Source organism: Methylomonas methanica (genome assembly GCF_001644035.1).
GTDB classification, from domain to species: Bacteria; Pseudomonadota; Gammaproteobacteria; order Methylococcales; family Methylomonadaceae; genus Methylomonas; species Methylomonas methanica_A.
The window spans coordinates 1-21856 of record NZ_LUUG01000073.1 but is presented as its reverse complement, the minus strand read 5'-3'; the positions used below and the strand labels follow the sequence as shown (position 1 = coordinate 21856).

The window sequence follows — 21856 nt, the reverse complement described above, 5'->3', positions numbered from 1 at the left end:
CCCGGATGCCGCTTTTTCCCTGCGTTCCTCGCTTTCGCCGGGGGTTGACGAAAGGAGCTTCCTGCCCCTTCGTCAACGCGCCGCATCCATGCGTCGCCCCTGCGGGCTGATCCCGCCGAAAGCTCCGGTACTCGGCGCGGCAAACGGGAGAACAGCCGTCCCACAAGAAAACACTTAGCATTGTTATAAATACTGTATACCCAGCAGGGCTTCGGGGACTGTGTTGACGGCGTCATTCTGGAATGGATTGCCGGAGCCGTTAGACCGCTTAGCGAATCCAGACTCCAGGGATGGTTCGAAGCGGATGTCTATAATGTTTCCCGTTTCAACATCAGCTATAGCCGCAGCACAGAAAAACGGAACTCGGTCTTGCAGCAACATACCCTGCTTAACATGGCGTCTAACCAGAGCATCGGTATAATACAGCTACCATCTTTACGGAGACCTTAGCCATGGGAACTCAACTCGAATTGCTCGAAGCCCAAGCCCTGCAACTAACAGTCGGTGAACGCGCGGCTTTTGCCCAGCTGCTGCTTGCCAGTCTCGACGAGGACGCCGAGATTGAGGAAGCTTGGGTCGCCGAAACCGAGCGCAGAATATCCGATATTGAGAATGGAACTGTGCAAGTCATTCCCATTGCTGAAGCACTTGCCCAGGTACGTGCAGCCCTGAAATGAAGCTGGTCGTTGCGCCGCCGGCGCTCACGGAGCTTCACGATGCAGCCGCATTCTATACGTTGAAAGCGAATATCGAACTTGGTTTGGCATTTGTGGCCGAGTTTGAACGAGCTGCCAACTTCGTTTTGACCAATCCGCTGCTCGGCACTCTGTTTCGCGGCACGCGTCGACGCTATAACCTCCGTCGCTTCCCATACAGCATCATCTATCAGTGCACTGCTGAGGAGTTGCGAATTCTTGCCGTCGCACATCACAGGCGGCGACCAGGCTACTGGGCGCAGCGGAAGTAGTTCATCACTTGGCAATCAAGCGTTGTCGATGTAGGCTACCGGTCTACCTCTTATCCGCGCACTCGCTCCATGAAAAGCAAATCTCTGATCGTTGCTGCCTTGCTGATAGCCATCGCCGCACTATTTTTCTACAGCCGCCGCCCGCAGCCGGTCGAGGTGGAGGCTTATACTCTGGCGGAAGGCGAGGTGCGGGCGACGGTGGCGAATACGCGGGTGGGGACGGTCAAGGCGTGTCGACGGGCGTATCTGGCGCCGGCCACTGGAGGGCAGGTGGCGAGTTTGTTGGTCAAGGAAGGCGATAAGGTCAAGCAAGGCCAAGTGTTGCTGGAAGTGTGGAATCACGATTTGAAAGCCCAGGTTGAACTGCAAAAGGCCCAAATCAATGCCAGCCGGGCCAGTGCTGAACAGGCCTGCCAACTGGCCGGCGGCGCGGAGCGGGAAGCGGCGCGGATGACTCAATTACAAAAACACAAAAACGTGGTGTCAGTCGAACAGGTCGATAAGTCGGTAACCGGCGGTAAGTCGCAGCGCGCCGGGTGCAAGGCAGCGCTGCAAGCCATTGAGGTGGCCGAGGCGCAGTTGGGCGTCGCCGAGGCGGCTGTGCAGCGCACTTTGGTGAAAGCACCGTTCGACGGTACGGTCGCGGAGGTCAATGCCGAGTTGGGCGAGTTCGTCACGCCATCGCCGCCGGGGATTCCGACCTTGCCGCCTATCGATTTGTTGGACGTTAGTTGTCTGACCGTCTCGGCGCCTATCGATGAAGTGGACGCGGCCAGTATCAAGACCGGCATGAGTGCCTGCGTGTCGCTGGATGCGTTTCCAGAAAAACGGTGTTCCGGCATCGTGACCCGCGTTGCGCCCTATGTGTTGGAAAAGGAAAAACAGGCGCGCACGGTGGAAGTTGAAGTTACTTTGCGCGATCCCAAAGATCTGGCGGAATTGTTGCCGGGTTACAGCGCGGACATCGAAGTGTTGCTTAACCAAAAAGAGCGTACGCTGCGTTTGCCGGCCGAGGCGATTCTGGACAATCATCGCGTGTTGTTGATAGACGAAGACAATGTGCTGCATGAACAAAGCTTTCAGCCCGGCCTATCCAACTGGAGTTTCACCGAGGTGCTGTCGGGATTGAAGGCGGGCGACCAAGTGGTGACGTCGGTTGGTAAGGATGGCGTGGCGGCCGGCGTGACGGTTCGCGTCAAGCCATGATTCAGCTTAGCGGTATCCGCCGGGAATTTCAGGTGGGCGAGCAAATCGTGCAGGCCTTGAACGGCATAGACCTGTCTATCGGTCGTGGCGAATATGTATCGGTGATGGGGCCGTCCGGTTCCGGAAAGTCCACGCTATTAAACATTGTCGCCTTGTTGGATCAACCGTCGGCCGGCCAGTATCTGTTGAACGGCACCGATGTCACCCGGCAAAGCGATGACGAACTGGCGCGGATTCGCCGCGACAATATCGGCTTTGTGTTCCAGTTTTTTCATTTGATCCCCCGGCTCACCGCGGCGGAAAACATCGAAATGCCGATGATCCTCGCCGGCATCGACAGCAAACAGCGCAAGCAACGGGTGTTACAGGCATTGGCCTCGGTGAGTTTATTGGATCGGGCCGAGCATAAGCCCAATCAATTGTCCGGCGGCCAGTTGCAACGCATAGCCATTGCCAGGGCGATGATCATGCAGCCCGGTATCCTGCTGGCCGACGAGCCGACCGGCAATCTGGACAGCAAGTCCGGTCAGGACATTATCGAGTTGTTGGAGAATCTGAACCGGCAAGGTGTGACGCTGATTATCATCACCCATGACCAAAACATCGGCGGAAGAGCCAAGCGGCAATTGCGAATTGTCGATGGTCGTTTGGCAGGCGGCTCGGTTTAGTTTTTTCAGTTAGGGTGGCGCTAAAAAAAGCTTGGCGGCGATAACTTTGTCGTTAGACTTTTCCTGGTTGTGCGATACTGTCCACAGAGTTAACGCGCCAGTGGGCCGGGGAGGGACGATGGAGCGATTTAGATTAAGTTTTTGCAATGCCATCAAGCTGGATGAGGACTTGGCGGAGTTTGTTGTCGATGAGGGTGTGGAATTTAACTTGGCTCGTGTCGACGAATATCATGCGTGGATCGTTGCGCATTTGCGGAGGCCCTATCTGCTGCTGGTGCACAAAGTAAACGCCTACCACTATGACTTTGCCTCGCAAACCGCACTTGGCACCTTGCCCGGTATTAAAGCGGCCGCATTTGTGGTTTATAGCCACATCAGCCAGCTGACCACCCAAGTTATGTTGTCAATGCCCAGGGATGCCGATTGGGTTTACCGGATTTTCAATAATCGCGACGATGCGTTGAATTGGTTGGGAATGCAGCGGGAATCGAGCAATCAAACGATTTCCTCGACGGAAAAATTTTAAAATCTACCCTTAAGTCATTAATTCGTTAGAATCTGCGTCTTTATCCGCAGATTGGGAAATATTTTGTGACTCAGGCCAAATATCGTTCTATTTTTACGCCCGCCAGCGACGCGCAACGGCAGGAAAATTTTGCCGATTATTGGCTGTTTACCCAACAACATGGTGGTGAGTTGCTGGAAGCAGACCGGGATTTGGCTAAAAAACGCGAACGATTGGCGTATTTTCAAAATGATCCCGTGCGCTTGCGCAAGCCTTTGGCAGACCCGGAAGCGTTTTATCGCAATTATGTGAAGATGGTGGACGATCCAAAATCCATGGACAAGCTGACTTTGTTGCTGTGCGGAATTTATAAGTTCGCGCGCCACGAGTGGGTGGGTATTAAAGGCGCCTGGGATGTGGTGCCGGATATGGCTAATTCGCATAGCGTGGAAGACAAAATTTCCCGAGTGCATCTGGCCGAAGAATTTTGCCATTGGCGTTTGTTCGATGAAATGCTGAAGACCTGCGGATTAGATCGGGTGGTATGGGAACCGTTGACCCCGTTTAAGGAAATGATCTACGAACAGTTTCCCAAGTTGCCGGGGGTATTGATGGATACGCCGGCCTTCGTCACCGAGTTAATGGGTGTCAGCTTCTATTGCCATCTGTATCAGTTATTCGACGCGTTATTGGCCGACGAGCCGGAAGTTCGGGATCGTCTGAAAGCCTTGCTGGACGAAATCACCATCGACGAAGTCGCCCATGTCGGCCAGCGCCGTAATTTCATCGGGCCATTGGGTATTAAGATTGCCCGCTATCTGGTTAAGCCGTTTTACACCCTGTTTTATCAAGATATCCCGGAAGTGGGCGAGCTGTTCGATGTCAAACAAATGATCGCGCATGGCGAGGCCTTTGATTTTAACGAATTGCCGGACTACATGATCGCTCGCAGTTGGATTCCCTCTTATTGCAAAGTTGCAGTTTAAAATCTGGTCTCGAAAGCGCCGGCCAATTCAGCAATCACTGCATCATGCCTATGGTCAGGCGTTGCAAGCACCACGGTATCTCATAATGCAATAACAGGGGCCTGGCCGGTCTAGCTTAACGTAGAAACGGCAACATCACGCCAAACACTAAAATCAGTGCGGCGCCAAGCAGAGCGGTTTGGCCGGGAATTTGTTCGAATAGCAAGACGCTCCAGGCCAGGCTTAATACCGGGGCCAAATAGCCGATGGAGCTCACCAAGGCCGCTGGCGCCGCTTGATAAGCCCGGGTCATGTAATGTTGCGCGCCGCTGCCCGACAGACCTACCAAGAGCAATAAGCCCCAGCTTTCGGGCGAGTCCGGCAGCCGATAGCCAAAGCGCGCAAAATAAAAACCGTGTAACACCAAACCGACCAGACAAAAATAGAAGATTACCGTTTGCGGCGTATTGCTGCGCCCGGCGCGCGCCACCATCAAATACGCCAGCGCCGACAGCAGGCCGGCCAGCAAGGCCATGGCTTGGCCGAACAAGTTGTGGCTATTTTCCAGGTCGAATAATAAGGACACCCCACTGAATGAGCCGATAATCGCCAGCCAAACCAGCAGCGAGTTTTTTTGGCCCAGCACCACTGGCCCTAACAGCATCACGAACACGCCGCTGCTGGCGGTAAGAAACGCGCTCTCGCCCGGACCAATGCGGGCGATGGCGGCAAATGACAGCATCAAGGCCGTGCTACCGAACAAGCCGCGCAACCACAACGACGGGCGGGCATCGCCGAACAGACCGCTCAGTCGGCCGCCGATCAACGCCGGGACTGTCAGAATCAATAAATTGGCCAGAATGCGGATAAAGCTGATCATGCTGGGCGGCAAGCCGGTATCAAGTAGGCCGATGGCGTACGCGCCGGCGTTCATAACCGAAAACAACACGCAAGCGACCAGCATATAGATTAGACCGAGGCGGCTGTTAGATGGCGGCAAGATAGGGTTGGGAGTCTGAATGGATTGCGGCTGATTAGTGTCGGCTGGCACTGGTGTTTGGCTGGGGAGGTAAGAGCGAATGGGTTTAAATCCGGCCGTATCGGCTCGGTCTAATGGTCTGCGAATCCAAAATACGCATCGTCCTGCCGGCTACCGACACACGAGTTTTGTCGGAGCCGCGCCTATAGTAAACCCTTAAGGTTTGGATGTGTGGTTTTTGGCAATATTGCCGGGGGATATTCCGAAATATTTGCTAAAAGCGCTGCTGAAATTGCTGGCGTGATTGTATCCGACGTGGGCGGCGGCAATGTCGATTTGACAGCGGCTGGATTCCAATAACTGATATGCGGTTTTCATTCTAATCTCTAATAATAAGCCATATGGCGTAGTATTAAAAAAATGATGAAACAATTGCTTTAATTTAAATTGATTAGTGCCGACGCGTTTTGATAATTCCGCAACCGACGGCGGGTTTTTATATTCATTTAATAGAATACTGCGTGCGGCTTGGGCTATGGCCTTGTCTTTTTGCGAAAATACCGGCGAGCTCTTCTGATCGTCTTGCCATAGATGGCCCATTTCGGCGGCTAATATCGACATGGCTTGGCCGTGCATAAATACATGTTTTACCGGGTTATCCGCATCGCAATTTAATAACTGTCGCGTGGCAATTAATGCCGCGTTCGAAATCGGTTTATAGCTTATTAAATTAATGCCGTTCTTATTAAAAAATCGCGTTGCGGTATTTTCGCCGAAATATCTACTCAACCAGGACTTACTCATCGAAAAGCGCACTTGAGCCATCGGATTATTGGCTTGATATTGGCGTTCGCCAATACTGGAGCTAAATGCGGTTATCGACGTATAGCCTTCATTAAAAGTAATTTCGCGGCCTTGCGCATCAACGAATCGCGATTGCCCTTGCATGCCCAAAGTCACAACCAGACGAGGGTTGTGCTGATCCATCCGGGTCAGGATAGCTAAATCCTGACTGGGCTGATAATGGGTTTCGATATAGTTCAGATCCTGATCGAGCGGAAACAAAGTCGAGTGCCCTTTGCCCATTTCATTCGGTAGATACTCAGTCAGGCAGTTGCCTTGCTGTTGGGACTGCAATTCTTCGTTTTTTATGCGCCAGCGTCCCGCCGTTTTTTTTGTCATGGCAATCTCTGTGTGGTTAGCAACGGGCAAATTTTATTTAAACTGTGTTATTTGGCTTAATTAATAGTTATTAAATAGGCTGCCGAGTTTTTTGGATGAAATAATCGAAACGCCAGACATTACCGGCTACTACTTATAGCATAAAAAATATTACTTTTAGCATATGAAAGGAGCTTAGGCTGCTGCGGGTGATTCGTTAAAATCAGCATTGTGATAAACGCTTTCCATATTCGAACATTAATCGATAAATGTTTGGTGGATCGGGTTTTATATTTGCCGAATGTTGACTGGAATTATCATGAAATATGCCTCGCTGCCCCTACTGAATTTACCCAAGCCCTTGCTGGTTTCCTTGGCGCTACTGCAAGCCAGTGCCGCCGTGATGGCGGAGGAAAAGACTGACGAACTCGATTCCACCGAGGTAGTCGCCAGCCCCATTATCGAAGAAAACCATGTGGACGAGTTCTCCGGCGTGTCCGCGGTTGTGACCGAAGAGCAAATCCGCGATCAGAATGCGCTGGATTTGGCGTCAGTGTTGAAAAGAACGCCCGGCGTGCAAATCTCGCGCTATAACCCGGTCGGCGCCTTCGGCGGCGACCAGGGCGGTGCGGTTTCGATTCGCGGTCAAGGCACGGGCCGGCCGGGTAGCGAGATTAAAACCTATATCGACGATATTCCTATGTATATGGCCACTTGGAACCATCCCTTGCTGGATTTGTTGCCCGTCAACGGCATGCAATCGATTACGGTGTACAAGGGCCCGCAACCGCATATCAACGGCAACAATTTCGGCTCGATCAACCTGCAAACCAAAACCGCGATCGAGGACGGTCTACACGGTAGCGGCCGTTTGTCCGGCGGCTTTTTCGGCACGATTACCGAGCAAGCGGATGTGCAGGGCAAATACGGCGATTTCGATTTCTCGCTGGCGCAAGGCTATGCTAAATCGGACGGTCATCGCCAAAATGGCTATGGCGAATTGCGCAACGTGATGGGTAAAGCCGGCTATCAGCTAAGTCCGCAATGGCGTTCGGACGTGACTTTTCTGTACGCGGATAACAGAGCCGGCGATCCCGGGCAGTACGGGGTAACGCCGCCTATCGGTGAGTACGATACGGTTGCCGGTATGGTTGCCGCCAGTGTTAGTCACGAGCACGGCGATTGGCACGGTAAATTTACCCTTTACCATAACGGCGGAGACGGTAACTGGTTAAGTCAAAACACTTACTTCACCGGCTTTGCCGACAACCGCTCGAATCTGCTCAGTCAATACAGCATGGACGGTTTTCGCTGGAAGGAACAGTTTTCGCCGTGGCAGGGCGGCACCTTACTGGCCGGTATCGATAACGAATGGCTGAACGGTAAAGTGACCAATCTGGGTGCTCAAACCGGCAACCAAGTGTACCAATTCGCCACACCCACTTTCAGGCTGACCAGCCCTTATGTGGCCTTGAATCACGACGTGGTGTTGAACAAAGACTGGGTGATGGTGCCATCTATCGGCGTGCGTTTTTACGATCATAGTCACTATAAATCCAAAGCTTCGCCGCACGCCGGTTTGTCATTTGTCTCGGATGATTTGACCTTATTCGGCAACGTCTCGAATGGCGTCAATTATCCCGGCATTGACGCGGCGGCTAACGCCGGTGCCTTGTCGAATGTGCCGTTAAATATGTTTTCCGGCGGCTTTTTACCGAATTTTTCAGCCAACGGCTGGCAAAATTTGTCGCCTGAAAATGTCGATCATGCCGAAGTGGGGTTAAAAGCCTCGCCGTTCAAAACCACAAAAATCGATTTGAGTTTTTTCATCGATAATGTCAAAAACCGCTACGTGTTCGACTTAACCCAGGGTGCTTATCTCAATTTCGGCTCGTACTGGATGCGCGGTTTGGAAGCCTCCGTCAAGCAGGAGCTATTCGCCGATTGGAGTCTGTTTGCGGGATTGACCTTATTAAACCCCAGCATCCCGAATTTGCCCTACACCCCGGAACAAGCGGTGACCGCCGGTATCAATGGCCCGATTGGTCCGCTGCGTTTTTCCTTCGACCTGCAATATCAATCAAGAACCTGGGCGTTGAACAGAGCCCGGAATGTCGGCGAAGTAAATAACCAACGTGTCGAAGCCTTTACCGTGGCGAATACCCGGCTGGCCTATCCGATTGCCGGGTTGGGCAAAAAAGGCGAACTCTTTGTCAGCGTGGAAAACTTGTTCGACAAGCGCTATGTATACCGCCCCGGTTATCAAATGCCTGGCATTTGGGGGCAAATCGGTATTGCTGCCAGCTTCTAGGCGATTTAATCCACTTCAACTCGACAGAGCCGGTTTCCGCCGGCGCTGCTTTTTGCGAAATAGCCATGAAATCTCAATTTAGTTTCAATCGCTGCCTCCAATTGCTATCGGTGCTGGCGCTGACTTTGCCGGGCAGCGCCGCCTTCGCCCAAGACCAACCGCTGCTAATCTCGGCGGCGCGGGTTTTCGATGGCTATACGCTCAGAACCGATGCGGCGGTGCTGATAAGCGAGGGCAAGGTCGCCAGGATAGACGGCCGGGAAGCCTTTAACGATAGCGGTGCACCCCGACTCGATCTCGGCGATGCAACCTTATTGCCGGGTTTTATCGAGTTACACGCGCATTTAAGCTATCAACACGTACCGGCCGATACAGTGTTGCGCCATGGAGTCACCACGGTGCGCGATGTCGGCGGGCCGCTGCATCAGCCTTACGGCGGCGACGGCAGCTTAAGGCTAATGACGTCAGGGCCGATTTTAACCGCGCCGGCAGGCTATCCGATACCTAATCTGGGCGAAACCGACATTGCCATGCCGGTAGCCGACGCGCAACAAGCGCGGCAAGCGGTGCGTAAACTGGTGGCAGGTGGCGCGGTAGTGATCAAAGTGGCGCTGGAGCCGGGTGGCGAAGCAGGCGCGCCCTGGTCTGGCGGACACGCTCACGCCCAACACGCGCACTCCAAAATGCATGATAAGCCTCATAGCTGGCCGATGTTATCTCCGGTTGTGTTGGCGGCCATCGTCGATGAAGCGCATCAACTGGGTCGCCGGGTGGCGGCACATCTTGCGGAGTCTAAAGGCGCACAATTGGCTTTGGACGTCGGCATCGACGAATGGGCACATACACCATGCGAAACTCTGCCTGACGCACAACTGCATCGGGCCGTGGCACAGCAGGTCAGAATCGTCAGCACCATCGACACCTTGTCCAAATGTTCGGGAGTGAGCAGCAATGTCAGACGCTTAGCCGAGCTGGGCGCGGAGTTTTTGTACGGCGCGGAAATCGCTCATCCCGATATTCCCTGGGGCATAGACGGCCAGGAGTTGCTGTACCTGCAACATCTGGCAGGTATGACGCCGTTGGACGTGATTCGGATAGCAACCTCCAATGCCGGTCAATACCTGAATATTCCTTTGCTTGGCACCTTATTGCCCGGCGCGCCGGCCGATATGATCGCGGTAAAAGGCGACCCGATGCAAAAGCTTAAATTGTTGGAATATCCTGATTTGGTGATGTCCGGCGGAAAACTGATAATAAATTACTTCGGAAGCTGATTGGCCCCGGTTCTCTGGGGGCTATGCGCTGAGCTTCGCCGACTCCGCGCTGGCTGGCTTCGGCGAAGCTCCGCTCAGCCGCCGGAAAACCTAAGCTCAAGGTTTTAATCTCGCAGTCTATGAAGCGTTTGCGTTTTAGCTGGGTATTTGTTGGCGGTTCCAGCTAAACTGCCGGTTAAGCTTGTTACCCTATCGCCATGCTCAGTAAAGACTTACTCCTTCAGGCCGGCAAAGCCATCCGGACCCAGCCCCTACGCGCCGCGCTGATTATTTTGGCGATGAGCATAGGCGTGGCTGCCGTAAATGTGTTGACCGCATTGGGCGATAGTGCCCGCAATTATGTAGTCCACGAATTCGAATCGCTGGGCACCCATCTGGTCATCGTCCTGCCCGGTCGCACCGAAACCACCGGCGGCCATCCACCTCTGTTTGGTGAAACCCCGCGCGATCTAACGTTGGACGATGCCGCCGCCTTGTTTCGCAGCCGGCAGGTGGCGGCGATTGCGCCGGTCAGCATCGGCTCGGCGCCGGTGTCCGTCGGCGGTCTGGAGCGGGAAACCAATGTAATGGGCTCCACGCATGCTTTGCTGCGCGTGCGGCATTTGACGATGGCCCAAGGCCAGTTTCTGCCGGAGGCCGATGCCGATAAAGAAATTTCGGTGTGCGTGATCGGCAAAACTATCAGTGACGAATTGTTCGCGCATCAGCAAGCGGTTGGCCAATGGCTGCGTATCAACGACCGCCGGTTTCGAGTGATTGGCGTGTTGGCCAAGGAAGGTCAATCAATAGGCACCGGTTTCGACGAACTCATCATTGTGCCGGTGGCGTCCGCGCTAGCCTTGTTCGACAGCCATTCCTTGTTTCGGATTTTAATTGAGGCGCATTCGGAAGCCGCTATGTATAAAGCCGTTGACGAGGTCCGCAATATCATCAAGCTGCGCCACGAAGGCGAGGACGATGTGACCGTGATTACCCAGGACAGCGTGGTGAATACCTTCGACAAAATCCTTACCGCATTGACCTTTACCGTAGCCGGCATTGCGGCGGTCAGTCTGGCGGTCGCGGGGGTATTGGTGATGAATGTGATGCTGGTCAGCGTCAGCCAACGCACGGCGGAGATTGGTTTGCTGAAAGCCTTGGGCGCCACCCAAGGCCAGTTGCAGCGCTGGTTTTTATGCGAAGCGGCCTTGCTATCCCTGGCTGGCGCAGTGGTCGGCAGCGTGATAGGGCAGTTCGGTATCTTGGTATTGCAGTGGCTGTATCCTAATTTTCCGGTCGCTTTGCCGCTTTGGGCCCGACTGTCGGCCTTGGCGGTGGCGCTGGCCACCGGCTTGATTTTCGGGGTAATGCCTGCCCGGAAGGCGGCGCGGTTGGACCCGGTTGCGGCTTTGGCGAGGCGCTAAGATGAATTGGCTGGATTTAGCCAAACTGGCGCTACGCAGTATTAGCAGCCATAAACAACGCTCCCTGCTGACGGCGCTGGGTTTGATTATCGGCATTGCCGCCGTGGTGATTTTGACCTCCATCGGCCGCGGCATTCATAGTTTCGTTCTAGCGGAATTTACCCAGTTCGGCACGCATCTGATCGCGGTTTATCCCGGTAAAACGACTACCTTTGGCTTATCCGGTGCTACCATCAGCACGGTGCGGCCTTTATCCACCGCCGATGCGGCCAGTCTGGAAAATCTGGATCATGTGCTGGCGGCGATGCCCTTGGTACAGGGCAATGCCCGGATCGAGGCCGGCGCTAAACAACGCCGGGCTAATGTATTTGGGGTGGGGGCCGCGTTGCCGCAAGTCTGGCAGCTGAAAGTCGATAGCGGCCGCTTTTTGCCTAACGATGGCCTCGATAACCCGCGCGCTTTCGCGGTATTGGGCAGTAAGATGCGCGCCGAATTATTCGGTAACGCCAGCCCTTTGGGGCAACGGATTCGCATCGGCAGCGACCGGTTTCGGGTCATCGGCGTGATGCAGGCCAAAGGCCAGATGTTGGGTTTTGACCTGGACGACACGGTATTCATCGCCAGCGGCAAGGCCATGGAAATGTTCGATCGGCAGAGTTTGATGGAAATCGATTTACTCTACAGCAGCGAAACCAGTGCGGAAACTGTCGAACAAGCTATCAAGCGCCGCTTGATAGCGCGGCACGGCGCTGAGGATTTTACGATAGTCACTCAGAACCAGATGCTGGAAAAAATGGATTCGGTGCTCAGCGTTTTAACGCTGGCGGTGGCGGCGCTGGGCAGTATCTCGCTGCTGGTGGGCTCGGTCGGTATTCTCACCATCATGACCATCGCCGTATCGGAACGGGTGTCTGAGATTGGTCTGCTGCGCGCCATCGGTGCCGAGCGTGGCATGGTGTTTAACCTGTTTCTCGGCGAAGCGATGCTGCTGAGCTTGGTCGGCGGGGCTGGAGGCGTTTTGTTGGGCGTGGCACTGGTGAAGCTCGCTGCCGCTTTTGTTCCGGCGCTGCCGGTGCAATTGGCCTGGAACTACATCGTTGCCGCCTTTGCGATTTCCTTGTTTATCGGCGTCGCGGCAGGCGTGGTGCCCGCCATCAAAGCCGCCAGATTGAATCCGTTGGAAGCTTTACGGGCGGAGTGATCCAAAGCACTATTGTTGTCTTGCTGACATCATCACATCTGCCAAAACGAAAGAATGGACTAGGCCCGAAAGGATTCTCGGCTATGCTTAGCTAGCAGTTTTAGCCAATGTCATGCCAAGAGGTCTTTATGCTGAATATTAGTAATTATTACGAGCGATTGGTGATAGACCGGCTGTGGAAGCTTGCTGAGCAGGCCGAAGAGCCGTTCAGTCAAGCATTTCAGGAAGACGTCGCCTGTCTGGCGCTGAATAAATTACCGCCGTGTTATGTGCGTAATACCATCGATAAGGGCATTAATGTCAGCGAGCAGCAATATCAGGAGATGGCCAGTGCTGTCGATATGGCGGTGGAGCAGGCGATACAGCAGGTTTTGCGTAGGCCTCGCGAGCACCGGAATGATTGAATATTTGGCATCGCCGGCCGCTGAGTCCGAAGTTTAATGTCCAATAGCCCTGCGAATAGGTTCTATAAACCCATGAAAAACACTTTGATTTTTTTACTAGTGGCTTGCGGTTTGTCGGCTTGCGACTCGGCGCCGGCCGATAAGGCTAATCCGCCGGCAGCAGTGCAGCAGCCGCTTGCGGATGCAATCAAGCAACCCATGGATCAGGCCAGAGATGCGGAAAAGCAGATTTTTGAAAGTGCGGACCGGCAGAAACAGCAGGCAGACCAAATGTAATGTGGGGCAGAGATTCGATAATCGATGTTATTGAATCTCTGCCGCCAAGCACCCTGCCGCTGGCGCGAGCAGGGCGGGTTGGACTTACTTCAGTTTAGGGCAGTCGAGATAGTCAGGGTGCGCGGAAATAACCACGGCAACGCGGTGACTTTGATCAGCGGTATTATCGGGACCGTGAGCTTCGCCGATAGCTTTAGAGACCAGTTGGGTGGCTCTGGCGCCATTTTTAATCAGCAGTTCGCTAACGGATTTAGCTCTTCTTTCCGATAAGGCTTGGTTATAGGCTGGCTTGCCGACTGTGTCGGTGGAAGCCGTGACAGTAGCAGTTGCATCGGGGTGGTCGTGCAAAAAGTGACCGATATGACTGATGGTGTCTTCCTTGGTTTTAAACGGCACGTGGCTACCGGTTTTGAAGTAGGCTACGGTTTCATGAATCGTTTCCACGTGATGATGGTTTTGTGAATGGGCCTCTGTCAGCCATTGGCAATACTCTTTTTCCGAGGCCAAAATGTGTGCCGCGGCTGATTTTGCAGCCTCCTGCGCTTTTAGGCTCTCGTCGATGTTCCAGTAGTAATCGTTTTGCCAGTGTTTCAGCACATGATTGGCCGACTTTAAATCTTGTTCAGCCGCTGACGCGTGGAGCAAGGCTTGACCGTAATGACCTTTGGATGCGGCATCAATTTCGGCGCTGAGTCCAGCCACATCTTTTTTCGGCGTGGAACAGGCGGTCAGCGATAAAGCCAGAACGGCAAGCGGGATGTATACGTATTTTTTTTTCATGATCTTATCCTCTAAATCGAGCGGTATCGTCCGCGTTACTTGCCATGATCCAGCGTGTCGGAATAACCGTGATCCAGCGGGCCGTAATGAGTCCAGTAACCGGGGAAATGCAGGCCGAAGTAACGGGTATCTTCACTAAAACGGTCCCATACGTATGGCGGAGAGATAAATTCATCGGTGGGTATCGGCGAGGCAATCAGCTCCGCCACACCTATCAGGGTGCGGCTGACGGTGTGAGCCACGCCGCGTAACACGCCCCAACTCGAACCAAGCAGGATGTTTTGGTCGTGAGTGATGTTGACCACGTTTTTAGGGATTTCGATAAAACTGAAAGTGGTGTTAGCGAAGCCTTGGCTGACTCTGGAAGTAAAACCCGCCAGATAACCCGGATGGTTTTCGTCCGCATGTGCCGTTTGGCTTGCCAATAATGCACCTGACAGCAAACAGGTGATGAGGAATTTATTTTTATTCATGTTAGATACTCCCGTGGTGTTACAAATTTAATTCTACTGACGTGCTAAGCATAGCAGCAGAACGCCGAAAACACTGGAAGTCCGACAGTAACGCACGGCGCAGAGAAATGCAAATACCTTATGCGGCCAGATGTTTGTTTTGCCTGGTTTGCAAACCAAAGTTACTGGGCGTCGATTTCAACCCGATTGCGGCCGTTTTTCTTGGCGCGGTAAAGGGCGTCATCAGCCGCTTGGATAATTGCTTCCAGGGATGTGTCGGTAACTACCCGACACGAGCAGACGCCAATCGAAATGGTGGCAGGTATGTGCTGATTTTGGTATTGAAACGTATGCTGCATCACCGTAAGTCTGATGCGCTCCGCCAAAGCGGCTGCGGCATCCACAGAAATCTCTCGCAATAACATGATGAATTCTTCGCCGCCGTAACGGGCCAGAAAATCCTCTTGGCGCATTTCCGCATTCAGAATTTTCGCCAATTCTTTAAGGACCTGGTCGCCGGCGAGGTGGCCGAAATTGTCGTTGGTTCGCTTGAAATGGTCGGCGTCGCACATCATCACCGTCAATCGCGTTTCGTTGCGTTTACAAAAAGAAAACTCCTGTTGCGCGCGCAGCATGAAGGCATTGCGGTTCAGAATGTTGGTCATCGAATCCAGATTCGCCGCCGCGTAAAGCGCCTGTTCCGATTTGGCCTCGTTGAAGCGTTTGTAATCGATTTTCAGGTAGGTGTCGCCCAGCAGGATTCTGTCGAGTAGTGCGAGTGTATGTTTTATGACGCGCTTGCCATTGACGTAGGTGCCGTTGGTGGAATTTAAGTCTTCGAGGAGGATATGCTGGCTGTTCACCGACAGCATGCCGTGGCGCCGGGAGACTTTCGGATCCGGAATCAGAATATCCACGGCCGGTTCGCGGCCCAGCACATGCTGGTCATTGTGTAATTTGAATTGCTTGCCTTGTTCGCTACCGGATAAAACTACCAAATACGGCTCCAGCTCCGAAAGGTCGCGACCGTTTTCGGATAATTTGCCGACCAAAGTGTTCGACAAATTTAACTGAGTTTTGTCGGGAGGCGTGGTCATCGGTTGATTCCTAATCATCTCCAGGCATGGGCGTTGAAATAAGCTTTTGGGATTGTTCGGCCAAACGTAAAATTATGTTGTCGAGCGGGGCGCTGTAGGTGCAACCTTATAATTTGTAGTGTCTCAGATAGTCCGACAGCTATCAAGGTCAGCGATGTCGAGCTGAAGGTAGTGAAGCGGTTTGAGAGTGTTGTGCGGCGTGGGTGGGATGCAACTCAGCAGTAGCCGAAGCGTAGGTTCGCTTCGGCTCGCTTGTGGTTTAAGCGAAGGCTTTTTTGAAAAACTCCGGCATCGCCAGACTGGCTTTGTGGATGTCGCTGTTGTAATAGACGGTGTCAAAGCCTTTATTGGCGGCATCCTGCTCGCGGAATTTTGACAAGTCGGCTTTACTGGCCATCGTCGCACTCCACCAGCCGGACGGGTAAATACATTGCGGGAAGAACACGGTTTGAAAGTTTGCAAATCCGCCGGCTTGCATTTCCTCGCGCATTTCCTTGAGGATTTTCATATGCAGCAAGGCCGATTCGCTTTGCTGCACCACGATACCGTTCTCGCTCAACGCCCTGAAACAATCTTTATAAAAATCGGCGCTGAACAGGCCTTCGGCCGGGCCGACCGGGTCGGTGCTGTCGACGATGATGATGTCCACGCTGTTCGGCGCGGCTTCTTTTACCCATTTGATGCCGTCGATAAATTTCAAGTCGGCGCGCGGATCGTTGTTGGATTCGCACAATTCCGGAAAATAGATTTCCGCCAAACGGGTGACGCGTTCGTCGATGTCGATTTGCACGGCTGATTCAACGCCGGGATGCTTCAACACTTCGCGCAGGGTGCCGCAGTCGCCGCCGCCGATAATCAACACGTTTTTTGGATTGGGATGGGTAAACAACACCGGGTGGCTGATCATCTCGTGATAGAAGAAATTATCGCGGGTGGAGACCATGGTGCAGCCGTCAATCACCATCAGATTGCCGAACTGTTCGGTTTCGTAGATTTCCAGAAACTGAAATTCGGATTGCTCCTCGTGGAGTTTACGGGTGATTTTTAATGAAAACGCAGTGCCGGTGGCGGTTTGCGCTTCGCTGAACCATTGGTCGTCGAGCATGATGAAGTCCTGTAAAAAGTCATATAACGTTCATCATTATACTTTAGAATTTCTACCTCTTTATGACAGTCCGAGTAGAACGCGTGCCAACACAACCCTGGTCGATTGAACAATCCAAGCAGCTTTACGCTATCCAGCAATGGGGTAACGGTTATTTTTCGATTAACGACCAAGGCCATGTCTGCGTCAAGCCGCAAGCCGATTGCGCGACCGAAATCGATCTGTTCGACATCGCTCAGGCCTTGCGGGACAAGGGCTTGAACTTTCCGGTGCTGGTGCGTTTTACCGATATTTTGCGCGACCGCATCCGCCAGTTACAGCAGGCATTCGATCAGGCGAGAGTCGCGCATGCTTACCGCGGCCATTACACGCCGGTATATCCGATTAAAGTGAATCAGCAAGGCAATGTGGTGGAAAGCATTGTGGCTGCCGAGCATATCGGCCTGGAAGCCGGTAGCAAGCCGGAATTGCTGGCGATTTTGGGTCTGGCAAAACGCGGCGGTACCATTGTCTGCAACGGCTACAAAGACCGGTTTTACATCCGCATGGCCTTGATGGGCCAATTGATGGGTTTGTCGGTGTTCATCGTCATCGAAAAGCCTTCCGAGCTGGAGATGATCATCGAAGAAGCCGCCAAGCTACAGGTAAAACCTTTGATCGGCTTGCGCGTGCGCTTATCGACCATCAGCGCCGGCAAATGGCAAAACAGCGGCGGCGAAAAATCCAAATTTGGTTTGCACGCCAGCGAAGTCTTGCAACTGATCGCCCGCTTGCAGCAATTGAATATGCTGAATTGTTTGCAGCTGATGCACTTTCATATGGGCTCGCAGATAGCCAATATCCACGATATCAAGCTGGCGCTGAAAGAAGCCGGCCAGTTTTATCTGCAATTGCATCAGCTCGGCGCCAACATTACCACGGTCGATGCCGGTGGCGGCTTGGGTGTGGACTATGACGGCAGCGGCTCGCGGCGCGAATGCTCGATCAATTACAGCGTGAACGAGTATGCGGAAAATATTGTCCGCGCTTTTGCGGAAGTGGCTGAGCAACACGGATTGCCGCAGCCCAACATCATTACCGAATCGGGTCGGGCCATTACGGCGCACCATGCGGTGTTGATTACCAATGTCACCGAAGTGGAAAGCCTGCAAGGTGCTGCTATGCCGGTGGAAATAGCCGGGCAAAATATCGCCGAGGCTTATCACAATGCCCAATTCAACATGGCCGAAGCCCGCGCCAAGTTCGTGCAGGGCGATTTGTCGCTGACCGAGTTGGCGGAAGCCGAGAAGTATTACGTTAGTTTGTGCCAGCAGATTCAGCGCGAGTTGGACCTGGACAATCATCATCACCGGGAAATTTTGCAGGAACTGGACGAAAAGCTGGCTGACAAGGTGTTTTGCAATTTTTCCTTGTTTCAATCGATGCCGGACATTTGGGGCATAGACCAGATTTTTCCGATCATGCCCATTCATCAGCTAGGACAGCAACCCACCCGGCGCGCGGTTTTGCAGGATTTAACCTGCGACTCCGACGGCCGTATCGACCAATATGTCGATCATCAGAACATCGCCAATACCATGCCGCTGCATACTATCGCGGAAGATCAGGATTACCTGATCGGCTTTTTCATGGTTGGGGCGTATCAGGAAATTCTGGGAGATATGCACAATCTGTTCGGCGATACGCATTCGATTAATATCGAACTGGACGAACAGGGCTATCGTTTCGGCGATTTCATGGAAGGTGAGGATGTCAGCGAATTGCTGGATTATGTGCATATCAATACCGAAGCCCTGAAAACCGCCTATCGGCAAAAGCTTGACGGCTGCGGATTGCCGGCTGAGCAAAAGGCGTGTTTCGAGCAGGAATTGCTGGCCGGATTGAACGCTTATACCTACCTGGAAAGATAAGAAGGCACCAGCAGTTCCCGAAGTATGGGATCGATAACGGTAAGGTGCCCAAGCCGAGGCTAACATGAAAATATTCCTGATTGCCGTGGCATTATTCTGTGGCTGCATAGCCTGCAATAAACCGGCGCCAACCTTTAGCAAGCTGCCGGATAACGCCGTCATCCTGGCGTTCGGCGATAGCCTGACCTATGGCACCGGCGCGTCGGCGCAGCATGATTACCCCAGTATCCTGGCGCAAATGATAAGCCGTGAGGTGATTAACGAAGGCGTCCCCGGAGAATTAAGCGCTGAGGGCAGGCAACGCTTACCGGCATTGCTGGATGAATATCAGCCCAACCTGGTGATTTTAATCCACGGCGGCAACGATATTTTGCAACAAATCGCGGCGGAGCAAACCCGCGAGAATCTCAAAGCCATGATTGCCGAAGCCAGGCAGCGCAATATTCCGGTGCTTATGTTGGGTGTGCCGGCGTTTGGGATAGTGTTTTTGCATAGTGCGAAAGTTTATGAGGAACTTGCCGTCTCCGAAGGCGTGCCGAGCGATCTGGATACCGTGCCCAGCATTCTGGCAAACAACGAGCTTAAGTCGGATGCTGTTCATCCCAACGACTTGGGGTACCGGCGCCTGGCGGAAAATATTGCGACATTACTGCAAAAGTATGGCGCTTTGTAGCCGCAGCGTGCTCTGTTGCCGCCGGACTAAGGCGCTATAATGGTCCAGACAATATTAAGGGGATATGACATGCGGGTAGGCTTAATCGGATTGGGGGCAATGGGCCAGGGCATGGCGCGCAATCTTGCCAAGGCCGGATGCTTGACTGCGGTTTACAACCGGACCTCAAGTAAAGCCGAGACCTTAGCGGCGGAATTACAAATCCAGGCTTGCGAGACTATCGAACAGCTGGCCGGTCAAGTCGAAGTGGTGTTGATCTGCGTATCGGCGGATAAAGACGTGCTGATGGTGGTGGATGCTATCGCTAAAACCATCCGGCCAGGCAGCGTGGTGGTGGATATGTCTACGGTCAGCAGCGAGACGGCGATGGTGGCGGCGCAAAAACTGGCGGAAAAACAGGCGGCGTTCTTGGACGCGCCGGTGTCCGGCGGCGTGGAAGGCGCCAACAAAGGCACGTTGGCTATGATGGTCGGTGGCGACGCACAAATTTTGGCACGGGTTCGTCCGGTGTTGGCGGCCATGACCGCGCGTATCGAACACATGGGTGGTGTCGGTGCCGGGCAAGCTTGCAAGGCAGTGAACCAAATCATGTGTGCCGGCATTAACCAGGCAGTGACCGAAGCATTGGCCTTTGCCGAGGCTCAGGGATTACCGATGGAGAAAGTCATTGAGGTGGTCAGCGGCGGCGCGGCCGGCAACTGGTTCTTGAATCACCGCGGCAAGACCATGACCCAAAACCAATTTCCCCCCGGTTTTAAATTGGCGCTCCATCATAAAGACTTAAAAATAGCTCAGCATATGGCTCAGCATGCCGGCGTAGGTTGCCCGCTAACCATTACGACGCTCGCGGACTATGCCAAACTGATGGCCAAAGGTTATGGCGACGAGGATATTTCCGCGTTGTATCGCTTAAAACAGAAACGATCTTCCAATTAGTTTACAAGGTGTAACGATGAAAATTACGGTGTTTGGCAGTGGATATGTAGGTTTGGTGACGGGCGCCTGTCTGGCAGAAGTGGGTAATCAAGTGCTTTGCATGGATGTCGATCAGCGCAAAATCGACCAACTCAAGCAAGGTGTCATTCCAATCTACGAGCCGGGTTTGGACGAGATGGTTAAGGACAATGTCGCCGCCGGTCGCTTGAGCTTTACCACCGACGTCAAGGAAGCCGTGGATTTCGGCTTGTTTCAATTCATCGCGGTGGGTACGCCGCCGGACGAAGACGGCTCGGCCGATTTGAAATACGTGTTGGCGGTGGCGAAAAGCATCGCCGAACACATGAGCGATTACAAAATAGTGGTCGATAAATCCACCGTGCCGGTCGGCACCGCCGACAAAGTCAAACAGGCCATCAAAGATGTATTGGCCGAGCGCAGTCAGGAATTGGAGTTTGACGTCGTCTCAAATCCCGAGTTTTTAAAAGAAGGCTCCGCGCTGGACGATTTCATGAAGCCGGACCGGATCATCATCGGCACCGATAACCCCAGAACCGCCGAATTGTTGAAAGCGCTGTACTCGCCGTTCAATCGCAGCCGGGAGCGGGTTATCACTATGGACATTCGGTCCGCCGAACTGACCAAGTACGCCGCCAACGCGATGCTGGCCACCAAAATCAGCTTTATGAACGAACTCGCCAATCTGGCGGAAAGGCTGGGCGCCGACATCGAAAACGTCCGCCACGGCATAGGCTCCGACAGCCGCATTGGCTACAGCTTTATATATCCAGGCTGCGGCTACGGCGGCTCCTGCTTTCCGAAAGACGTGAAAGCGCTGGAACGTACCGCCCGCGACTACGGCTATCAAGCCGAACTGCTTAGCGCTGTGGAAAACGTCAACGACCGACAAAAACACCGCTTATTTGAGAAAGTTTCTACGCATTATCCCGATGGTGTGAAAGGCAAAACCTTTGCGCTATGGGGCCTGGCGTTTAAACCTAACACCGACGACATGCGCGAAGCCCCCAGCCGGGTATTGCTGGAAGCCTTAATCGATGCGGGTGCGACTGTACGAGCCTACGACCCGGAAGCGATGGAAGAAGCGCATCGCATCTATGGCGACAAAGCCGGATTGGTGTATTGCGCGAAACAGGCGGACACCTTAAACGATGTGGATGCGTTGATCATCGTCACCGAATGGAAACAGTTCCGCAGTCCGGACTTTGATGATTTAAGTCGTTTGTTGAAAGACAAGGTGATATTCGATGGGCGGAATATGTATGAGCCTAGGTTGGTTAAGCAGTTTGGGTTGCAGTATTACGCGATTGGGCGTTGATTAGTTTTTTATTGGATTCCGTTCGAGTTGAGTTTGTCGAAGGGCTATTGAGGTTAAGGTGTCGCTGGCGCGACGGCTGGTTTTAATGTCGGGTCTCGGCCCGACAGCCGAGGTACTTTCTTTTGCTCCGCCAAAAGAAAGTACCCAAAGAAAAGGCGGCCCGGATGCCGCTTATTCCCTGCGCTCCGAAGCTTTCGCCGGGGGTTGACGAAAGGGGCTTCCTGCCCCTTCGTCAACGCGCCGCATC

Annotated in this window: 22 protein-coding genes; 16 read left to right on the top strand and 6 right to left on the bottom strand. The window is 53.4% G+C overall.

The features are described from left to right. Positions 1 to 452 precede the first annotated feature (452 nt). The 6 genes from A1332_RS12320 (at position 453) to A1332_RS12295 (ending at position 4332) form a co-directional block, all read left to right on the top strand. On the top strand, positions 453 to 677 hold the full coding sequence (locus A1332_RS12320; protein WP_064008791.1) for an addiction module protein: 225 nt from the start codon (positions 453 to 455) through the stop codon (positions 675 to 677). Continuing rightward, on the top strand, positions 674 to 967 hold the full coding sequence (locus A1332_RS12315) for a type II toxin-antitoxin system RelE/ParE family toxin (RefSeq protein ID WP_064008790.1): 294 nt from the start codon (positions 674 to 676) through the stop codon (positions 965 to 967). The genes A1332_RS12320 and A1332_RS12315 overlap by 4 nt, the downstream gene beginning before the upstream one ends. Positions 968 to 1036: 69 nt before the next feature. Beyond that, positions 1037 to 2173 (top strand): efflux RND transporter periplasmic adaptor subunit, encoded by a 1137-nt coding sequence (locus A1332_RS12310; protein ID WP_064008789.1) that lies wholly within the window; start codon positions 1037 to 1039, stop codon positions 2171 to 2173. Further along, positions 2170 to 2841, top strand: coding sequence for an ABC transporter ATP-binding protein (locus tag A1332_RS12305; protein ID WP_064008788.1), 672 nt, complete (start codon positions 2170 to 2172; stop codon positions 2839 to 2841). The genes A1332_RS12310 and A1332_RS12305 overlap by 4 nt, the downstream gene beginning before the upstream one ends. Before the next feature lie 118 nt (positions 2842 to 2959). Beyond that, the gene (locus A1332_RS12300; protein ID WP_064008787.1) at positions 2960 to 3367 is read left to right on the top strand and encodes a hypothetical protein; all 408 of its coding nucleotides are present in this window, start codon (positions 2960 to 2962) and stop codon (positions 3365 to 3367) included. Positions 3368 to 3432: 65 nt separating this feature from the next. Beyond that, a complete protein-coding gene (locus A1332_RS12295; RefSeq protein WP_064008786.1) occupies positions 3433 to 4332 on the top strand; it encodes a hypothetical protein in 900 nt (299 codons plus the stop codon). Positions 4333 to 4447: 115 nt separating this feature from the next. Here A1332_RS12295 and A1332_RS12290 read toward each other — a convergent pair whose 3' ends face one another. Beyond that, a complete protein-coding gene (locus A1332_RS12290; RefSeq protein ID WP_231890282.1) occupies positions 4448 to 5362 on the bottom strand; it encodes a DMT family transporter in 915 nt (304 codons plus the stop codon). Positions 5363 to 5506: 144 nt separating this feature from the next. Continuing rightward, a complete protein-coding gene (locus A1332_RS12285; protein WP_064008784.1) occupies positions 5507 to 6472 on the bottom strand; it encodes a helix-turn-helix domain-containing protein in 966 nt (321 codons plus the stop codon). Positions 6473 to 6770: 298 nt separating this feature from the next. Here A1332_RS12285 and A1332_RS12280 point away from each other — a divergent pair, with 298 nt between their 5' ends. From A1332_RS12280 to A1332_RS12255, 6 genes are all read left to right on the top strand, one after another. Further along, positions 6771 to 8762, top strand: coding sequence for a TonB-dependent receptor (locus A1332_RS12280; RefSeq protein ID WP_082879672.1), 1992 nt, complete (start codon positions 6771 to 6773; stop codon positions 8760 to 8762). A gap of 65 nt (positions 8763 to 8827) precedes the next feature. Then, positions 8828 to 10036 carry an amidohydrolase family protein gene (locus tag A1332_RS12275; RefSeq protein WP_064008783.1) on the top strand — a complete coding sequence of 403 codons (1209 nt, stop codon included), beginning with the start codon at positions 8828 to 8830 and terminating at the stop codon, positions 10034 to 10036. A 197-nt stretch (positions 10037 to 10233) separates the two neighbouring features. Beyond that, positions 10234 to 11439, top strand: a complete 1206-nt coding sequence (locus tag A1332_RS12270) for an ABC transporter permease (protein ID WP_064008782.1) — start codon at positions 10234 to 10236, stop codon at positions 11437 to 11439. A 1-nt stretch (position 11440) separates the two neighbouring features. Continuing rightward, positions 11441 to 12640, top strand: a complete 1200-nt coding sequence (locus tag A1332_RS12265) for an ABC transporter permease (RefSeq protein WP_064008781.1) — start codon at positions 11441 to 11443, stop codon at positions 12638 to 12640. Positions 12641 to 12768: 128 nt separating this feature from the next. Then, on the top strand, positions 12769 to 13044 hold the full coding sequence (locus tag A1332_RS12260; RefSeq protein ID WP_064008780.1) for a late competence development ComFB family protein: 276 nt from the start codon (positions 12769 to 12771) through the stop codon (positions 13042 to 13044). 72 nt (positions 13045 to 13116) lie between these two features. Then, positions 13117 to 13320 (top strand): hypothetical protein, encoded by a 204-nt coding sequence (locus tag A1332_RS12255; RefSeq protein WP_064008779.1) that lies wholly within the window; start codon positions 13117 to 13119, stop codon positions 13318 to 13320. Between the two features lie 84 nt (positions 13321 to 13404). Here A1332_RS12255 and A1332_RS12250 read toward each other — a convergent pair whose 3' ends face one another. The 4 genes from A1332_RS12250 to speE all read right to left on the bottom strand — a co-directional run bounded on the left by A1332_RS12250 (position 13405) and on the right by speE (position 16754). Continuing rightward, entirely contained in the window at positions 13405 to 14100 is a 696-nt protein-coding gene (locus A1332_RS12250) for an OmpA family protein (RefSeq protein WP_064008778.1), read from the bottom strand. 35 nt (positions 14101 to 14135) lie between these two features. Next, entirely contained in the window at positions 14136 to 14573 is a 438-nt protein-coding gene (locus tag A1332_RS12245; RefSeq protein WP_064008777.1) for an exosortase system-associated protein, TIGR04073 family, read from the bottom strand. A 161-nt stretch (positions 14574 to 14734) separates the two neighbouring features. Next, a complete protein-coding gene (locus tag A1332_RS12240; RefSeq protein ID WP_064008776.1) occupies positions 14735 to 15649 on the bottom strand; it encodes a GGDEF domain-containing protein in 915 nt (304 codons plus the stop codon). Positions 15650 to 15908: 259 nt separating this feature from the next. Continuing rightward, a complete protein-coding gene (speE, locus tag A1332_RS12235; RefSeq protein ID WP_064008775.1) occupies positions 15909 to 16754 on the bottom strand; it encodes a polyamine aminopropyltransferase in 846 nt (281 codons plus the stop codon). 62 nt (positions 16755 to 16816) lie between these two features. On the opposite strand from speE, the gene speA reads away from it, so the two are divergent. The 4 genes from speA (at position 16817) to A1332_RS12215 (ending at position 21609) form a co-directional block, all read left to right on the top strand. Then, on the top strand, positions 16817 to 18664 hold the full coding sequence (speA, locus tag A1332_RS12230; protein WP_064008774.1) for a biosynthetic arginine decarboxylase: 1848 nt from the start codon (positions 16817 to 16819) through the stop codon (positions 18662 to 18664). 64 nt (positions 18665 to 18728) lie between these two features. After that, positions 18729 to 19337 carry a GDSL-type esterase/lipase family protein gene (locus A1332_RS12225; RefSeq protein WP_064008773.1) on the top strand — a complete coding sequence of 203 codons (609 nt, stop codon included), beginning with the start codon at positions 18729 to 18731 and terminating at the stop codon, positions 19335 to 19337. A 69-nt stretch (positions 19338 to 19406) separates the two neighbouring features. Beyond that, on the top strand, positions 19407 to 20273 hold the full coding sequence (locus A1332_RS12220) for an NAD(P)-dependent oxidoreductase (RefSeq protein WP_064008772.1): 867 nt from the start codon (positions 19407 to 19409) through the stop codon (positions 20271 to 20273). Between the two features lie 16 nt (positions 20274 to 20289). Further along, positions 20290 to 21609 carry a UDP-glucose dehydrogenase family protein gene (locus A1332_RS12215; RefSeq protein WP_064008771.1) on the top strand — a complete coding sequence of 440 codons (1320 nt, stop codon included), beginning with the start codon at positions 20290 to 20292 and terminating at the stop codon, positions 21607 to 21609. Positions 21610 to 21856: the final 247 nt, after the last annotated feature.

What these genes read in the sequence shown, in the direction of transcription:
- A1332_RS12320 (WP_064008791.1), top strand. Translation starts at nt 453, where the DNA reads ATGGGAACTCAACTCGAATTGCTCGAAGCCCAAGCCCTGCAACTAACA.
- A1332_RS12315 (WP_064008790.1), top strand. Translation starts at nt 674, where the DNA reads ATGAAGCTGGTCGTTGCGCCGCCGGCGCTCACGGAGCTTCACGATGCA.
- A1332_RS12310 (WP_064008789.1), top strand. Translation starts at nt 1,037, where the DNA reads ATGAAAAGCAAATCTCTGATCGTTGCTGCCTTGCTGATAGCCATCGCC.
- A1332_RS12305 (WP_064008788.1), top strand. Translation starts at nt 2,170, where the DNA reads ATGATTCAGCTTAGCGGTATCCGCCGGGAATTTCAGGTGGGCGAGCAA.
- A1332_RS12300 (WP_064008787.1), top strand. Translation starts at nt 2,960, where the DNA reads ATGGAGCGATTTAGATTAAGTTTTTGCAATGCCATCAAGCTGGATGAG.
- A1332_RS12285 (WP_064008784.1), bottom strand. Translation starts at nt 6,472, where the DNA reads ATGACAAAAAAAACGGCGGGACGCTGGCGCATAAAAAACGAAGAATTG.
- A1332_RS12280 (WP_082879672.1), top strand. Translation starts at nt 6,771, where the DNA reads ATGAAATATGCCTCGCTGCCCCTACTGAATTTACCCAAGCCCTTGCTG.
- A1332_RS12275 (WP_064008783.1), top strand. Translation starts at nt 8,828, where the DNA reads ATGAAATCTCAATTTAGTTTCAATCGCTGCCTCCAATTGCTATCGGTG.
- A1332_RS12270 (WP_064008782.1), top strand. Translation starts at nt 10,234, where the DNA reads ATGCTCAGTAAAGACTTACTCCTTCAGGCCGGCAAAGCCATCCGGACC.
- A1332_RS12265 (WP_064008781.1), top strand. Translation starts at nt 11,441, where the DNA reads ATGAATTGGCTGGATTTAGCCAAACTGGCGCTACGCAGTATTAGCAGC.
- A1332_RS12260 (WP_064008780.1), top strand. Translation starts at nt 12,769, where the DNA reads ATGCTGAATATTAGTAATTATTACGAGCGATTGGTGATAGACCGGCTG.
- A1332_RS12255 (WP_064008779.1), top strand. Translation starts at nt 13,117, where the DNA reads ATGAAAAACACTTTGATTTTTTTACTAGTGGCTTGCGGTTTGTCGGCT.
- A1332_RS12250 (WP_064008778.1), bottom strand. Translation starts at nt 14,100, where the DNA reads ATGAAAAAAAAATACGTATACATCCCGCTTGCCGTTCTGGCTTTATCG.
- A1332_RS12245 (WP_064008777.1), bottom strand. Translation starts at nt 14,573, where the DNA reads ATGAATAAAAATAAATTCCTCATCACCTGTTTGCTGTCAGGTGCATTA.
- A1332_RS12240 (WP_064008776.1), bottom strand. Translation starts at nt 15,649, where the DNA reads ATGACCACGCCTCCCGACAAAACTCAGTTAAATTTGTCGAACACTTTG.
- speE (WP_064008775.1), bottom strand. Translation starts at nt 16,754, where the DNA reads ATGCTCGACGACCAATGGTTCAGCGAAGCGCAAACCGCCACCGGCACT.
- speA (WP_064008774.1), top strand. Translation starts at nt 16,817, where the DNA reads ATGACAGTCCGAGTAGAACGCGTGCCAACACAACCCTGGTCGATTGAA.
- A1332_RS12225 (WP_064008773.1), top strand. Translation starts at nt 18,729, where the DNA reads ATGAAAATATTCCTGATTGCCGTGGCATTATTCTGTGGCTGCATAGCC.
- A1332_RS12220 (WP_064008772.1), top strand. Translation starts at nt 19,407, where the DNA reads ATGCGGGTAGGCTTAATCGGATTGGGGGCAATGGGCCAGGGCATGGCG.
- A1332_RS12215 (WP_064008771.1), top strand. Translation starts at nt 20,290, where the DNA reads ATGAAAATTACGGTGTTTGGCAGTGGATATGTAGGTTTGGTGACGGGC.